Below are 16,371 nucleotides of genomic sequence, written 5' to 3'. Positions count from 1 at the left end.
CGAATGTCGCCCGAAAACGCTGCAGTTTGCGGGGAGAGTGTGGTTTACACCGTTAAGAAAACTGCTCTAGAGAAGTGTAATGCCTTTCTCCCCGATCGTGTAAGGGATAATCGATTCATCACACGGGCTGCCACGGTGCTTGGCCACATGCAGAGCGCGGCCCATCTTCATTCCTTCGCGGATCTTTCCCATCAGAATGATGGTGTTGGCGTTCGAAAGAATGTCGCCGGAATCGAGCGGGCGACTGAGCAGATCTTCGAGCATCACCTCTTTGGTCGTGCAGAGAATCAGCCCGGTCAGCGATTTGTTCGAGTAGGCGTGCTCATGAACCGCCTCGGCGTTCTCGCGGTAGTGGACCCGCAACAGATCCCGGGCAACCCATTCCGAATCTTTCCTGAGAATCTGGTTGTGAATGTACTCGAAGATCTCGAACTGGAACGACTCGCTGGGCCGGTCGGTCGGTTCAATGCCATCGACGACGCAACGTCGGACGCCGTGAACGAAGTTGCCGTAGAAGAAGCGGATGGTCACATCAAGCTTCCGCGTCAGGTCGGCCTGCCACTCGCGATACTCGTCCGGGTCGAGATCGTCCCGCGTGACTCGTCGCCCCATATTGAAGAAGGGATGGGCAGTGTCAAACCGCGACTTATCGCGATCCCAGAGGTCACTCGGATCGGCGAGACGTTCCAAAGGCATCTCGCGCAGATCCCAGTCGGCGATCCGCTGTGCGTAATCGGCGTGATTCTGCGAGTCACCCCGGGCGGTCATGTCGAAGAAGATGCCCCGCTCGCCTTCCTGCTCCGTTCCGGCATTCGCGAATTGGATCCCCAGTTGCGATTTCCCAATGCCAGTGGCCCCCAGCACAACGTTCAGCGTTCCAGGCAGAAGACCTCCGCCGAGCAGGTGGTCAAGTTCGGGACAACCGGTGGAAACGCGCGAGGATGCATCGGCCATGAGGGAGGGAACTTTCGGAATCCATGTGCGGGAAGCGGTCACTGAAAGGCAGGTTGTCTGCCGTACTCAGCGTAAAGCAATCCGCTGTCCGGTCAATCGAAGAGACCGATTGACCGGACACGAGCCAGGCCATGCCTTAATGCAGATCCCGCGCAGCCGAGGTGTCCCCGGGAATTCCAGTCGCGGTTCCAGAAGCCTGCGGCGGTTCGAGCACCGTGTGCTCATCGCCCAGCCGATCGTTGCTCGCCATTGCCTGGAGCGAGGAGGCCACATTCGCCGGGATCCGTTGCAGATAGTGCTTCTTCTTTGGATCGGCCAGACGAAAGCTGGCGTGGTTGGTCCGCTTCTTGATCAGATGTTCGAAGTCAAACTCAACACTGATCTCGCCCGATGTGTGAGGACGCAGGGCGTCGGCCAGTTCTCTCCCCGAGGCGAACCGATCTTCCGGAGCCTTGGCCATGCAACGTTCGACGATTGCTGCAATCGCCTCGGGTACTTCAGGATTCAATTTCGCAATCGAGCGACAGGGCAATGAACGATGGGCATTGATCTTCTCCCGGGTCGAAGCTCCCGCAAAAGGGACATCCGCCGTGAGCGCGAAGAACAGGGAGCAGCCAAGGCTGTACAGGTCGGCTCGATGATCGATTTTGTAGCTGTCGTAGGACTGCTCCGGCGAGATGTAGTCCGCCGTGCCGAGACAATCGTTGCCCATCTGAGCGGCGAGGCTCAGTTCCTGCGGATCATCCCCCACGAAGACGAGTCCGAAATCGCAGATTTTTGTATGCCCATCGGCTGCAACCAGAATATTGGCCGGTTTCACATCGCGGTGGATGAGCTTGTTCTGGTGGATATGGTCCAGCGCGACCGCGGCCTGGAGCCCGATATGACAGACCAGCCCCGGATCCAGCGGACCGTCCCGCTGGACCAGTTCCTGCAGGTTGATCGATTCGAACAGTTCCATGAGCAGATATTCGACATCCGGCCGATGCTGATAGTCGAGAACTTCCACGATATGCGGATTGCGCAGCCGATTGCCCGCCTTGCCTTCAAACAGGAAACGCGTTCGCAGCTCATCCTGTTCAACACGGGCTGTGGATGTCCGACGGGTCAGCACCTTCAAGGCATGTCGTCTCTGAGTACGGCCATCTTCGACCACGTACAGCCAGCCCATCCCCCCTGTTCCGAGGATGCCGAGAACACGGTATTCATCAATGAAAAATCCTTGCCGGGTTTCATCGACAAGGGTGGTCTCGAGCGTGAAAACGAAGCTGCCAATGCGAATCTCATCGCCGTCCTTCAAGCGGGCCGACTTGACCTTCAGCCCATTGACGACGGTTCCGATTTTGGAGCGCAGATCCCAGATACGAAAGCCGCGACCGTCGAGCGTCAGGACGCAATGAGACGGCTCGATATTGCTCGCTTTCAGCTGCAGATTGCAGCTGTCGTCCGAGCCAATCAGTGTCGTCGTTCGCAGAATGTTCTTGCGAACCGGCTTTCCCTGCGTGCAGCGATAGATCAGTTCCGCCCGATGATGCTGGGACCCCGACGGCGTGCCGGACGTCGGAGGAACAACGTCGACCTGATCATCCGAATGTGAAGTGTCCAATCCCTGGTACCGCCCTTCAGAAAGGTGGAACATGCGACAGGAGTGTTCTCTCTTAGACCGGAAGCGCTCCCACCGAAATGCGAAGACCTCGCACATGAAAACGCCTTCATATTTACCTGTCCCGGTGCGTCGAGCAAGTTCAAAACTCCGAAAACACGTGGTTTCCCGTGCTTTCACGATCCCGCGAAACGGTCTGATCGGCCGAGACAGTCCGTGTCCGAACAGCTTGGCGAACTTTGATGAAACTTGAATTTAACTGTGGAAATTCCGAACCTGCGGGAATATGCTTTAAACGACCGACGCTCGGGACCTGTCGGATCAACTCTGCGGGTTATTCAACCCTTGCCGAAGGCGCCAACTGAATCGTGAATGCGTGTCGCGCGCTTTGCGGGATTCCAATTCGCAATTGCCTGCTGGTGAAACTGGGCAGCCTCTACTGTTTACTCCATTCGGCAAGATAAACTCAGATAGCTGGGCCCTCTGCTCCGAAGTTTAGACTATTTCGGCATGTCTGACGGCCCCTGGCTGGTCGAAGATAATAAGAGTGATACGGCCCGAGTGTTTCCGGCTGCGGATTCGTACGACAAAACGTCATCAGCTCGACGGCGAATCGGTATCCCGGCGTGACCACCCATGCTCGTCACGGAGCACAAGAAATCTCAACGGAAGGTTGCAATGGCAGCTTCAGCAGGAAAAGTCACCGGAGCACATATCTGGGCGTTCTTTTTTGGCGTCGCATTCTTTGTCTTTCTCGGACTGTGGTATATGCAGCTCCGCGAACGGGAAGAACTCGTCGCCGCCAAGAAGGCCGCGGAATCACAGGCGTCCAACGCCGATACCGCGCTGCGCAGCCGGATTGAAGAAATCGAAGCGCTGATCCGAACGATCGGCCATGAATTCGACATCGATCAGATCGGTGTCGGCGAGACCGGAAACAAAACCAAAGTTCTGGGTGCCATGATGGATGACATCCAGACTTACGGTGGCGATCTGGCTCAGGAAACCTACTACGCCACGATCATGAAACTTCGCAGCGAGCTGGACAGCATTCGTCAGAAGTACGAACAGGTCCAGGACGAGCTCGAGCAGCAGCGGACCCAGTACCTGGCTCTGCAGGAGCAGTACAATACCAAGGTTGGCGAGTTCCAGACTCAGACCAATACGGCCAAGAGCGACCTGCAGGACTATGTTGCAACGTACGACGAAATGATCGGCAACAAGGACACCGAGATCTCCAACCTGCGTACCCAGCTGGCCGATGCCCTGCTCGAAGCAGAAACGGTTAAAGAAGCCTACGCTCAGCAGTTGAAGGTTAAGGAAGACGACCTGAACAAGCTGACTCTGCTCAATCAGCGGCTGACCGAGCGGATCGATCAGATCGAACAGATCAGCTTCGAACGGCCCGATGGAACCGTGACCAACGTCGATAACGCGACTCGTCTGGTCTGGTTGAATATCGGCTCCATCGACAACCTGCAGCCTCAGATCACGTTCAGTGTCTACGACAAGAATAACAAAGGTGTCGGCCGCACGAAGGAAGACATCAAGGCTCAGATCGAAGTGACCCGCGTCTGGGAAAATCGTGCTGAAGCGCGTATTCTCAAAGCCGACCTGTACCGTCCGATTTCCCCCGGTGATGAAGTTTACTCTCCACTCTGGGAAGCGGGACGAACCTTCTACTTCTCGTTCGTCGGGTTCATGGATCTCGATGGCGACGGCATCTACGATCGCGAACTGCTCCACGACATCGTGGCTTCGAACGGAGCCGAGATCGATAACGAAGTCGGCGACGATGGCGAATGGATCGTTCACCGCGGAGTCTCGGCCAATACGAAATTCGTCGTGATCGGCGAGATTCCTGATCCGTCGAAGACCGAGCGGGAAGACGAGAAAGAGATGTACGAACGGATCGTAGCCAAGCGAACCGAACTGATCGCGGAAGCTCGCCTCCAGGGAACGCGTGTGATCTCCCTGAACGACTTCCTCGCCTACATCGGCTTCAAACCACAGCGACGACTCTATGTGCCCGGCCTGGCTGATAAGAACTATCAGCTGAAAGCGGGATCTCAGAGTGCTGGAGTCAACGAGTCGATCGGCGACCGCAGGTCAACCGGCCGAGTCTCGGACATCTTCAACACCGACGGCAACCCCGAACAGAAAGAGTCCAGCGGCCGCACAAGCGGTGCATTCCGGTCTGGCTCCTACTAGACGGAATTCACGGAACATGGGAACGAGAGTGTCATCGCGGCACTCTCGTTTTCTTTTGCGCCCTGCAGAACTGCGCCGTGCAGAAACTTCTCATCCGGTCCCCGCAGGCGACAGTTGACGGCAGCGATGACCACCGGCCAGAATGTCCGCCTGAACGTCGTCCGGAGACAGCCGTTCTGCTGTCAGTCCGCCCGCCACGGAAGAACACCGAGTGATTGCTGTTGAGCCGCCCGAATCTGCCTCCCCTGCCCCGTTACCGGGAATCCGTCGCAATTTCCTGTACAGACTCATCCAGACAGTGATGCAGGTTTTTCTGGTTATCTGGCTGCAGTACCGAGCTCGCGGAATCGAAAACCTGCCTGATGACAGCGGAGCCCTGCTTGTTGTCAATCATCAGAGTTCGCTCGACCCCCTGCTCGTAGGCCTTCCCCTCAAAAGACCGGTCAGCTGGATGGCCCGGAACACGCTGTTCCGCCGCCCGCTCATTGGCTGGATCCTGCGCAATACCTATGTGATGCCGATCAATCGTAAAGCAGCGGGAACCGAGAGTTTTCGACTTTCACTCGATCGCATGAAAGCCGGCTATCTCGTGGGCCTGTTTCCGGAAGGAACTCGCGGACACGATGGTGAAGTCGGCCTGCTGAAACCGGGGTTTATCGCGCTGGCTCGCCGGGGCAACGTGCCGATCATTCCCGTTGGAATCGCCGGAGCACATCGAGCCCTGCCGAAGAATGCTTTCTTTGTTCGCCCCGCTCGAGTACGGGTCTATTTCGGCGAACCGATTCCCGTTGAGACGGTCACTGAACTGGCAGAGAAGAACCGGGAAGAAGAGTTTATCGCCTTCGTCCGCGAACGCATCATTCATTGCAGCCAGATGGCCGCCGCTATTCGTTAATATTCACCGCAGGATCAGCTCGGCTGGCACGAAGGCATCAGGAGTGAGAGTCATGAGTAATCTGTTACGCGAAGCCATGGCCATTAACGACGGCGTCGCCTATTTCGACAACGCAGCCGTCGCCCCTCTGACCCGCGCCGCACGCGAGACGATCGTCCGCTGGGCCAGCGATATCGCCGGAAGTGGGGATGCCCTGTGGCCGCGGTGGCGAACCGAGATCGAGAAAACCCGGCGGACGGCGGCTGCGTTGATCAATGCCGAGCGCGAAGAACTGGCCCTCACCCACAGTACCACCGAAGGGATTAACTTCGTCGCGGAGGGCTACCCCTGGAAAGCGGGCGACAACGTCGTCATTCCCGTCGGAGAGTTTCCGACAAACGTCTTCCCCTGGATGTTGCTGAAAGCCCAGGGGGTCGAGCTTCGCAAAGTCGAGATGCCGTCCAATGAAGTTGATCTCGAGCGGCTGGCCGACGCCTGCGATGACCGGACACGAATCGTTTCCTGCAGTTGGGTCGGCTATTCCCACGGCTATCGAATCGACGTCAAAGCACTCGCCGATCTAGTCCACCAGCGTGGAGCGTTGCTACTCCTCGATGCCATTCAGGGTCTCGGCGTCTTCCCGCTGGACGTCAAGGAGAGCGACATCGATTTCCTCTCCGCTGACGGACACAAATGGATGCTCGGACCTGAAGGAGCCGGTGTCTTCTACCTGAAACGGGAGCATCTCGATCTGCTTCGTCCCCGGGGGATCGGCTGGAACAGTGTCGCCACGGCTGGCGAGTTCGGTCAGGACTGTATGGACCTGCGGAATACGGCCGGACGTTATGAAGGCGGGACCTACAACATGTGCGGCCTCGCCGGTTTTGGGGCCAGCCTGCAAGTCTTTACTGACATCGGCGTTGATCAGATCTCACGAGACCTGAAAACCGCGACGGATGCCGTCGTCGCCCCACTTCGCGACTTGGGAGCGATCGTCCATTCGGTTCGCGACGACGACCACTGGTCGGGGATTCTCTCGTTCGATCTGCCCGGCAAAGACCCGCTGATGGTCAAAGAAGCCGCCTGCAAGAAGGACGTCTACTTCAACTCGCGTGGCGGCCACATTCGTGTGAGTCCGCATGCGTTCAATACGCCCAACGATATCGACAAGCTGATCGAAGTTTTGAAAGACGCATAAAGCCCCATCACGCTCAGATACCGCAGATGGCTATTCTCGCCTGCAGAACGTCGCTCGCGATGCGATGATCAGGCAGATTATCCCGGAACGCGAATTCCGAAGCCCTCAAGAACGGGAGTCAACTCCTCAAGGGGAAGCCCGATGATTGCCGTGGGATCACTCGTTTCAACGGACTCGAACAGACGTTCGCCCGCTGATTCCCAGCGATAGCCACCGACACAATCGAACGCCTGGTCCTGATCGACATAGGCCTCGATCGCCGCTTGACTGAGCGGCTTCATCGCCATTCTGGCTTCCACACAGAACTGGCGTTCTTCTCGCCCCTGCTTGACGCAGACGGCTGCGAGCAGGAAATGAGTTCGCCCGGACAACTCCCTGATCTGGGTGATGGTCCGTTCGCGGGTCTCCGGTTTCTGCAGGATGCGACCATCGATGGTGGCGACCTGATCGCTGCCAATGACCACCGCGTCCGGAAACTGTTCCGACACCGCCGCCGCTTTCCAATAAGCAAGCTGCTCAGCGACTTGCTGCGGACTCAGGTCGGTTCGTTCCTGGATGGCCGATTCATCGACACGCGGCGAGACAGTTTGAAAGGCCACTCCAAGCTGTTCCAGCAACTCCCGACGATATCGGGAACCGCTTGCCAGAATCAGCTGCGGCTCAGCATACGCTTCTTTTCCGGCATCGGAGTCGGACGACATCACGAATCCTCGCTCAGGCCGTATTCTTCGATCTTCTTGTGGAGTGTATTCCGATTGATTCCCAACCGGGTCGCGGTTTTGGTCTGCACGCCGTGACAGCTTTTGAGCGTCTGCTCGATCAGCTGCTTTTCCACGAGAGAGACGATCTGTTGATAAAGATCGGTTTCGTCGCCGTTCTGCTGCGCGATTCCAAGATTGACGAGTTCTTCGCAGATCGAGTCGAGCGTACGCGACTTGCTGATCCCGAGTCGAATCGGCGAAAGGCCGCGAACATGAGGAGGCAGGAGATCAGCGGTGAATTCCGGGCCGAGCGCCATCACGACGGCGCGTTCGACGTAGTTCTCCAGCTCCCGGACATTCCCCGGCCAGGCATAGGTCTTCATCGCATCGAGCGCCTCATCGGTCAACTTGAGTGGCTCGCAATGGTTCTCGGCGGCGTATTTGACGATGAAGTGATCGATCAGCTCGGGCAGATCTTCGGTTCGCTCCCGCAGGGGCGGCAGAAAAATCGGCAGGACATTGAGGCGATAGTAAAGGTCTTCGCGAAAACGCCCCTCTTCCACCTCAACGAGCAATTCGCGGTTCGTGGCAGCGACGATCCGGGTATCGACGGTAATCGTCCGGGTATCGCCGACGCGTTCGAACTCCTGTTCCTGAAGAACCCGCAACAGTTTGACCTGCAGCGGGAAACTCATGGAGTTGATTTCATCCAGGAACAGCGTGCCCCCGTGGGCCGCCTCGAACCGTCCGGTGCGGTTCTCGTGAGCGCTGGTGAATGCGCCTTTGACGTGGCCGAACAGTTCGCTCTCCAGCAGACTCTCACTGAGAGCGCCGCAGTTGACGCGAATGTAGGGGCCGGACCCTCGCGGGCTCAACTCGTGGATGGCCCGGGCGACCAGTTCTTTTCCAGTGCCGGTTTCCCCCAGTAACAGTACTGTCGCTGAAGAACGTGCCACACGCTCGGTCGTGCGGAAGACGTTCAACATAGCCTCGCCGGCTCCAATGATCCCAGCGAGAGCAGGCGGACGATCGATGACGGCGTTCATTCCATCCTTTTCGAAAAACCGTAAATCACAAGTGCCTAAACGTGTTCGAAAGAGGCCCGAGCGGTTCGCCTCGTCGACTCGCATAGTATCCTCTCGGCATGCATGCTTTGTAGGCTATCTCAGTAGTTTATTGGTGAATTTTCTCAAATCGATCAACTCCTACGTACTGCAACCGGATTACAACTGACCACGAATGCCCTCACCGGGTGCATGGTGCACAACATTTAGGCACATCCAGGGCAAGTTCAGAGGGAGTGATGTAGCAACTCGGCAATCTCGCGGATCGCCCCGAAAGCCTGTTTCGGCTGTCCGCCGGCAGCAATTTTCCGATGACGTTGCGAATCTGCCGTTGGTCGGTATAACGAGGCTTTGCTCATTCCAGTTCCCCGCTTCGGCTGGGAGCCCAGCTGTGGTTCTAAAGGTTCGGAAGTTCATGAAAGTCTTAGTCATCGGACAGGGCGGGCGGGAACATGCGCTCGTCTGGAAACTGAGTCAGTCGCCGAAAGTGACGAAGGTCTACTGCGCACCGGGAAATGCCGGGACTGGCGAAGACGCCGAGAACGTGGACATCAGCGAAACCGATGTCGATGCCCTCGTGGCCTTTGCCCGCCGGGAGAAGATTGATCTCACAGTTCCAGGCCCGGAAGCATCGCTCGTCATCGGTGTGGTCGACGCTTTCCGGAAAGCCGGCCTGACGATCTTCGGCCCCACCAAAGCCGCCGCCGCTCTCGAAGGGAGCAAGACCTTCGCTAAGCAGATCATGCGAAACGCGAAAGTCCCCACCGCCGATTACGTGACCTTTGAGGATCTGCGAGCCGCCAACGATTATATCCGGGAACGATGTGGCGGCGGCCGATTCGCTTCGGCCGACAGACCGCTGCAAATCGGTGGGGCTCAGGAAGGAACAATCCGTAAGACGAACCCGACCTGGGAACAGCCGATCGTCATCAAGGCGGACGGACTGGCCGCGGGCAAGGGCGTCCGCGTTTGCCATACTGAAGAAGAAGCCCTGGAGTTCACCAGAGCCTGCCTGGTCGGCAATTCCTTCGGAAAGGCCGGCAGTCGCATTATCATCGAAGAATGCCTCGTCGGCGAAGAAGCCAGTATTCTGGCCATTGTGGATGGCAAGACCATCATCCCGCTGGAAGCCAGTCAGGATCACAAAGCCGCCTACGATGACGATCGCGGTCCGAACACCGGCGGAATGGGGGCCTACTGCCCCACCCCGGTAATCGACGAAGCGATGATGGACGAAATCACGCAGAGTGTGTTAATTCCCACCGTCCACGAGATGAAGCGGAAAGGGGCAACGTTCAGTGGCGTGCTTTACGCCGGTCTGATGATCACCCGGCAGGGCCCCAAAGTGCTCGAATTCAATGTCCGCTTTGGGGATCCGGAAACGCAGCCCGTCCTCATGCGTTTGAAGACGGACCTGTTTGACGTCCTGTATTCCGCAGCGATCGGAAAGCTCCGCGAACTCCCCGATCTGGAATGGGATCCGCGACCAGCCGTCTGTGTCGTCATGGCTTCCCGCGGCTATCCGGGCGAGTACGAGAAGGGTTTCCCCATCCGCGGTCTCGAAAAGTCGAACGACAGCGAGAGCACGAAGGTCTTCCACGCGGGCACGAAACGCAAGGATGACCAGGTCATCAACTCAGGGGGACGTGTTCTGGGTGTGACGGCTCTGGGACAGAATCTCGACCAGGCCAAACTCTCCGCTTACGAACGGGTGAAAAAGATTCGCTGGGAAGGCGCCTGGTGTCGGAAGGATATTTCCGACAAGGCTCGAACCCGGGTGAAGACAGAAGAATAACACGGTCCGCCTGTGAAATCTGACGTGCGCGGACGACGTGTCGTTCCCCGGCTGTCTACAATAGCAGCATGCATATTGCCTTCGTTACTGCCGGTGGAGCCGGGATGTTCTGCGGGTCCTGCATGCAGGACAATGCACTCGCGCGTGCGCTGATGCAGCTTGGCTGCGAAGTTTCGCTGATTCCGACGTACACGCCGATCCGCCTCGATCAGGAGGATGTTTCCGACCAGCATGTTTTTCTCGGCGGCATCAACCTCTATCTCGACAATTTGATTCCGTTCTGGCGGTACCTGCCCCGCCCGCTGGTTTCATGGCTCGATCATCCCCGGATCCTCAAATGGGCCAGTTCTCGAGGCGTGGGAAATGACGCGAGCACGCTCGGCCCGATGACGGTGGCGATGCTGAACGGTGCCCGAGGTCCGATGCGTCGTGAATACCAGGATCTGGTTGATCACCTCCTCGATCGCCTCAAACCTGATGTAATCGTCTTCAGTAATGCTCTGCTGAGCGGCATCATGCCCTTGCTCCGCGAGCGATTCTCCGGACCGATTCTCTGTCTGTTGCAGGGAGACGATCTGTTCCTGAATCAGCTGCCGGGCAAGTACCGCGATCGCGCGATCGCGGCGATTGGCGAGAACAGTCGATCCTTCGCGGCATTTATTACGCACACACGTTTCTATGCCGACCTGATGTCGCAGTTTCTGAATCTCGACCGCGACCGGTTCCGGCAGATTCCGCTCTCGATCAATGCCCGATTTACCGATCCTCCCGACAGCAGCCGCGGCGCAGAGAGTTCGCTGCCACGGATTGGCTACTTTGCGAGAATCGCTCCCGAGAAAGGGCTTCATAATCTGATCCTCGCCGCCCGGGAACTTTACGCTGAAGGGATCTCATTTGAACTCCACGCCGGAGGATATCTGGGCGAAGCACACCAGGACTATTTCGAACGGATCCAGAAGGATGCGGAGTTCCTCGGCGACCGTTTTCGCTATGTGGGAAGCCCCGACCACGAGGACGCGAAGTTCGAGTTCCTTCGTCAGCTTACGGTCTTCAGCGTCCCAGCCAGCTACGAAGAACCAAAGGGGCTTTACATTCTCGAAGCGATGGCCGCCGGCGTGCCCGTGGTGCAACCGAGTCGCGGCAGCTTCCCCGAACTGATCGAATCGACTCAGGGCGGGCTTCTTTATCCGGCTGACGATCCCAAAGCTCATGCGGCGATGCTGAAGCGCTTGATTCAGCCCGGCGAGGAGCGCGATCGGATCGTTTCCAAGGCTGCCAGAAACGTCCGTGAACTACACAGTTCAACGCAGGCCGCCCGCTGTCTGATGGACGCTTGCGAAGAGCTGTGCGTTCGACTGTCCACCCGGGAGTCGCTGGCCGGTTGAGCGGACGATGAACTTAACCCAGCGTCCTCTGCCGCCGGGTCAGACAGCCCGTCTGCAGCACCTTGGCGAGCGTAATCAGTCCATCGCACACCGGGTGGGGATCGAGAAACCAGAAGCGACTGCCAGCGTCGAGTCCGGCGACCGAACGAGACGTTCGCATCCCCTGGGCAAAGTGCTCTCGCAATGACTGACGGAACCGAAGCGGGTTTTGTGGAAACGACGTTCGCAGGCTCGCTTCCTTCTCCAACTCTTCGCCGAACACGAGGCTTTGCCGATTCGAATCACGGAAGGAGCTCAACCACCGCTCCAGAACCTGCCAGGGAGGAATTTGATGTCCACTTCCATCATAAAAACCGACGCCCTGCCCATCGGGATGGATGACGCAGAGGAAATCGGCACGAGTCTCATCGAACATCGAGAGCAACTCGTCCGCCGTCCAGTCGGCGAAGGCGACCGAAATCAGCGAACAGGAGTCGTCGATCTGGCGACTCAGGTGATTCAGATACTCAGCGACGATCGAATTGCTGGAAGCAACGAGTACGGTCTGAGGCTGGAGGCCAGTGAATTGCGAACGGAGTAGCTCGAGATATCTCTTCCGTCCCGGAAATCGGACCAGCCCGCCATCGCTGCGGGCCCGGCGAGGCAGTTTTCCTGAACCTCGTTCAAGAATCGTGTGAAGACTTTCGGCTGAGAGCGGCAGACCGCCGAACCGGAAAAGATCCATCCCTCCAATCGAAGCTGAGTCAGATTCGGCAGTGATGTAGATCCCGGCATCCGCCCGAAGGTGCTCGACGAGCGTTGAGGTTCCCGCCGTGGTCGAACTGCCGACATCGATCACCCGGCACCCCTGCTCTCTCAGAGCTTCGGTGGTCAGCGCGGTCATCTCGAATGAATAGCCGTGCAGGTCGTGGCTGACGACCACGCTGGGACGCGGTGATTCGTGTGAGGTTTCCGCTCTGGAATGAAACTCCCAAAGCGTTTCCGTAAGCCCGGAGACGACCTGACGGACCATCGAGCGGTTGAACTCGTTGTGCATCTGTCCGCGCAAACCATCTGCGGGGAGAGTTCGAGGGCGTTCCCGGCGATTCCACCAGCCGTCCAGTTCCGACTGTGCTTCGGCGGAAAATGTTTCCACTTCCTGTCGATGCGGACACAGCTGACACTTGGCGAAATGGGCCCGCAATCGAGCCAGATGCACCGAGCGTGTGATGGGCTCTGACTCGCCGGGACAGCAATAGTTGGCGTCATCAGCGGTCCAGGCCTGAAGCAGGCCATATTGATCCGATTCCGACGCACCGGGAGCGACAATACAGGCTTCTGTGTCGCTCAACCGCTGTTTCTGCTGCGTCATCCCTGACCTCCTGTCCAAGAAGAGGTCGATTCTAGTCGACGAGAGAATCGGCGGAAATGGGAATTCAGCGGGTCGCCGACGGCGTTGAGGGGGGCGTCATCGGAATCTGCGGCAGACCAGCCGGTTCCGGGCCGTAAGCGTTGAGGTCGACGGTGGAAGACTGCTGAGCCAGAGCATTCTTCAGCTGTTCATAGAACCGTTCCACGGTCCATTGATCGGCGGAAATCTGGGGAATCTGTCGCACAATCGCCAGCGGTAGCTCGCGGGAACTGATCGTGCGAATCTGCCCGCCATTCTGGGACCAGTCCGAGAAGCTGAGGGACGACATTTCCTGATCGATCGATCCCAGACCGCTGATCGCCAGAAGTGAACTCCACCCGCCGTACAGGTTGTTCTCGCCATCCCACCACAGGAGTTGCGTGAGAGTTCGGTTGTCGAGACCGCCGGTGAGCTGGATCATCGGCTGTTCCATCAGACTCATCAGCATGCTGTCTTCCACACGGAAATGCAGATCTATCGGCTGACGCGGCATTGTCATACTCAGGTCTGCCCGAATCAGACCGTAATTCAGCAGTCCTGTGACCCGGGAAAGCTGGACGGTCAGTTCGTCCCGGCTGGTTCGGGTATTCTTGTCGCCGGTGTAACGCACCAGAGCCCCCTGGAGCGTCATCAGACAGCGACTGATTTCCAGCAGAGAGTCGTCCGAGGCATCGGTCGCAATCAGATCAGCTGCTCCCCGGATGAAGCAGTCGTCGAACTGCACACGCCGCTCCGGTTCGCCTGAGGCCGAATCCTGATTCATGGCATCGATGGCCTGCATCGCCGATCGAGTCATTCGCACGACGGACGTTTCAGCCTGATTCCTCGAGTCGATTGTAATCGTTGACTGTCGACATCGAAGCTTGGCAGCGCCTTCAACCACAAACAGCGACCAGGGCTGCGACTGCGGTTCAGGACACTCGACCTGCAGATGAACGTTGTTCAACGTCAGCGAACCACCGTTGACGGCGATGAAATCTCGCGTGCGTCCGCTGGCGGAAAATCCAGACGTATTGAACTTGAGCACGAGACTCGAATCGGCTGCTCCTCGAATCGTAATCGCTTTGTCGAGAACGCGAATCTGACGCAGTTCCTGCACCATGATGGAACCGCGCACGCCGAGGAATTCGACCACGCCCCCATCTGGAACCTTTTCCAATGCCGACTCCAAATCGGCAGCCGAACTGAGGATGTCTCCCTGATTGCCAATCACGCGGTAGACCGCTTCAGTTGCGGGAGCCGAGGAAACCGTAGTTTCAGTCGCAGGGGGAGGATTGGCCACGGGCGTTGACGCGGCCTGATCGCTGATATCGGCCCGCATCACGCCCAATTGCTCTTCCGGCAGTTCGAACTGATCCCAGTCAATCCCGCTGTTCGAGTGGCTCCAGAGTCCCTCGAATCCCGGGCTGGCGGCGGCAATCTGATCGGTAATGGGAACGGGAAAATCGGGAGAGATCTTCCGGACGTCGTCAGCGGTCAGCCCTTCGATCGGGGACTGCAGATCCAGAGCGTTGGCATCAGCCGGCGACATGATCGGACTCGCTCCCCCGGCCAGGGATCGCGGAGCCATAACTTCGGCGGGAGGCAACCCGTTCGGGAAGAAGGGAGCAATGTCTTCATTCGCCCCCAGAAGACCCTGGCTTGCCAGTTCCGGTGTGTTGATCTCGCTTCGCTCCAGAGCCCAGCGGTCGAAGACGATCGCCAGCATACACGCCGCAGCGAAGGTGCCGAGCCACCACCAGAAGACTCGCTGCGGGATAAACCCGTTTCGAGCCTCTGTTGCCGCGTGCCAGGTGAGTCCATCTGGATGGACAGCGCGCAGCCCGGACTGAGCCGCCATCGCCAGCAAATCTTCGATGAGTGCCTGCGGCGACCAGTACCGGTCATCCGGATCGCTGGCCATCATTTTCTTCACGATCCGCGACAGTTCTCGCGGAACGTTCGGATTCTTGTCACGCGGGTCCGGAGACGGTTTCCCCTGGTGATCGAGCAGCTTCTGCAGCACGGTTCCTTCCGCGTAGGGCGGAGTCCCGGTCAGCATGTGGTAAGCCGTGCAGCCCAGCGAGTAGATATCACTGCGGACGTCAACACTGCGGGGATCCCGTGCCTGTTCCGGTGAGATATAGTCGAACGTTCCGAGCGTGGTGCCGGAAACCGTGAGATCGAGTGACTGTTCGTCGAGCCGCTCTTTACGAGCAAGCCCCCAGTCGACCAGCTTCGCCCGACCTGCCGAGGTCATAATCAGGTTAGAGGGCTTGATATCCCGGTGCACGACGCCGGCTGCGGCGGTGTGTTTGAGAGCGATGGAAATCTGCAGCAGGAGATTGATCGTCTCGAACGGGTCGATTGTCCCGCGACGCCGAATCATTTCGCGAATCGTCTGACCTTCGACATACTCGAAGGCGATGTAATGCAGCCCGTGATCTTCGCCAATCGAATAGATGCGGGCGATATTGTCGTGGTCGAGTCGCGCCGCGGCTTTCGCTTCGTTCTGAAAGCGACGAATCGAAGATTGGTCGGTTACTTGTGTCGGGGAGAGAACCTTGAGGGCGACGGTGCGGTCCAGACGTTCATCTTTCGCCTTGAAGACAGCTCCCATTCCTCCCTGACCGATCCGACAATCGATCACATACGGCCCAAGATGCAGACCTTCGGGCAGTGTTCCTTTGTCTTCCCGTCCCGCCACTTCAGGGAACAGAATACCGAGCGTGGACAACTTCGACGGACTGTCGTGGACTTCCGGAGCCGGGGCGGTGGAATCGTCTTTATTCGTACGGATCACCGTCACAGGGTCCAGACCCTGACCGCGGTAAGCTGTACTCGGGATGTCATGGGCTGATGACGCCATGCGGAAAAGACGATCTAACAGCGAATCGAAACTGAGAAAAACACCGTCAGCAGGTTGCTCAATACTATAAGACGGCAAACCGCCTCGCGATGTTCAGTCAATCTTCCGGTGAACAGGAACCTGATGCCGGAAATCGGTACGCTTCAGAGAGTTGTGATGTATGGCGCACCTTCAGATTGAGAATGGACCGATGGTATTATACCAGCGCCTGAGGGGAGAAAAATACGATTCCGCCCAATTTTGTGAAATGCCTTACCATTCACGCTGCGTAGAATCAGTAATAACCTACGTCCTCTTAAACGTACCCGCTCTGCGGAAACTGCCCCAGTCCGTATGGCCTTCGAAATA

The 16,371-nt window shown here is 57.9% G+C and carries 11 protein-coding genes; 5 read left to right on the top strand and 6 right to left on the bottom strand.

All coding sequences use genetic code 11. From position 1 onward, the window contains the following. Positions 1-66 precede the first annotated feature (66 nt). Together L1A08_RS09270 and L1A08_RS09265 are read right to left on the bottom strand one after the other, a co-directional pair. Complete coding sequence (locus tag L1A08_RS09270; RefSeq protein WP_238756057.1) at positions 67-954, bottom strand: RAD55 family ATPase; 888 nt, start codon at positions 952-954, stop codon at positions 67-69. 136 nt (positions 955-1,090) lie between these two features. Next, the gene (locus tag L1A08_RS09265) at positions 1,091-2,560 is read right to left on the bottom strand and encodes an FHA domain-containing serine/threonine-protein kinase (protein ID WP_238756056.1); all 1,470 of its coding nucleotides are present in this window, start codon (positions 2,558-2,560) and stop codon (positions 1,091-1,093) included. 675 nt (positions 2,561-3,235) lie between these two features. On the opposite strand from L1A08_RS09265, the gene L1A08_RS09260 reads away from it, so the two are divergent. The 3 genes from L1A08_RS09260 to L1A08_RS09250 all read left to right on the top strand — a co-directional run bounded on the left by L1A08_RS09260 (position 3,236) and on the right by L1A08_RS09250 (position 6,840). Next, positions 3,236-4,768: a hypothetical protein gene (locus L1A08_RS09260; RefSeq protein WP_238756055.1), complete on the top strand. Its 1,533-nt coding sequence runs from the start codon at positions 3,236-3,238 to the stop codon at positions 4,766-4,768. Between the two features lie 301 nt (positions 4,769-5,069). Beyond that, positions 5,070-5,663: a lysophospholipid acyltransferase family protein gene (locus tag L1A08_RS09255; protein ID WP_238756054.1), complete on the top strand. Its 594-nt coding sequence runs from the start codon at positions 5,070-5,072 to the stop codon at positions 5,661-5,663. A 52-nt stretch (positions 5,664-5,715) separates the two neighbouring features. Beyond that, positions 5,716-6,840, top strand: a complete 1,125-nt coding sequence (locus L1A08_RS09250; protein ID WP_238756053.1) for an aminotransferase class V-fold PLP-dependent enzyme — start codon at positions 5,716-5,718, stop codon at positions 6,838-6,840. Between the two features lie 77 nt (positions 6,841-6,917). On the opposite strand, the gene L1A08_RS09245 is transcribed toward L1A08_RS09250, so the two are convergent. Together L1A08_RS09245 and L1A08_RS09240 are read right to left on the bottom strand one after the other, a co-directional pair. Then, complete coding sequence (locus L1A08_RS09245) at positions 6,918-7,541, bottom strand: Maf family protein (RefSeq protein ID WP_238756052.1); 624 nt, start codon at positions 7,539-7,541, stop codon at positions 6,918-6,920. Continuing rightward, the gene (locus tag L1A08_RS09240) at positions 7,541-8,587 is read right to left on the bottom strand and encodes a sigma-54 interaction domain-containing protein (RefSeq protein WP_238756051.1); all 1,047 of its coding nucleotides are present in this window, start codon (positions 8,585-8,587) and stop codon (positions 7,541-7,543) included. Before L1A08_RS09240 ends, L1A08_RS09245 begins: the two co-directional genes overlap by 1 nt. Positions 8,588-9,020: 433 nt before the next feature. Here L1A08_RS09240 and purD point away from each other — a divergent pair, with 433 nt between their 5' ends. Together purD and L1A08_RS09230 are read left to right on the top strand one after the other, a co-directional pair. Continuing rightward, complete coding sequence (gene purD / locus L1A08_RS09235) at positions 9,021-10,400, top strand: phosphoribosylamine--glycine ligase (RefSeq protein ID WP_238756050.1); 1,380 nt, start codon at positions 9,021-9,023, stop codon at positions 10,398-10,400. A gap of 68 nt (positions 10,401-10,468) precedes the next feature. Next, complete coding sequence (locus L1A08_RS09230; protein WP_238756049.1) at positions 10,469-11,785, top strand: glycosyltransferase family 4 protein; 1,317 nt, start codon at positions 10,469-10,471, stop codon at positions 11,783-11,785. 13 nt (positions 11,786-11,798) lie between these two features. Here the strand turns inward: L1A08_RS09230 and L1A08_RS09225 are convergent, their stop codons facing one another. Further along, entirely contained in the window at positions 11,799-13,136 is a 1,338-nt protein-coding gene (locus tag L1A08_RS09225; protein WP_238756048.1) for a hypothetical protein, read from the bottom strand. 64 nt (positions 13,137-13,200) lie between these two features. Beyond that, positions 13,201-15,957 (bottom strand): serine/threonine protein kinase, encoded by a 2,757-nt coding sequence (locus L1A08_RS09220; RefSeq protein WP_238756047.1) that lies wholly within the window; start codon positions 15,955-15,957, stop codon positions 13,201-13,203. Between the last annotated feature and the right edge of the window lie 414 nt (positions 15,958-16,371).

Source organism: Rubinisphaera margarita, from assembly GCF_022267515.1.
In the GTDB taxonomy this organism is placed as follows: domain Bacteria; phylum Planctomycetota; class Planctomycetia; order Planctomycetales; family Planctomycetaceae; genus Rubinisphaera; species Rubinisphaera margarita.
This window is presented reverse-complemented; position numbering and strand designations above follow the sequence as displayed.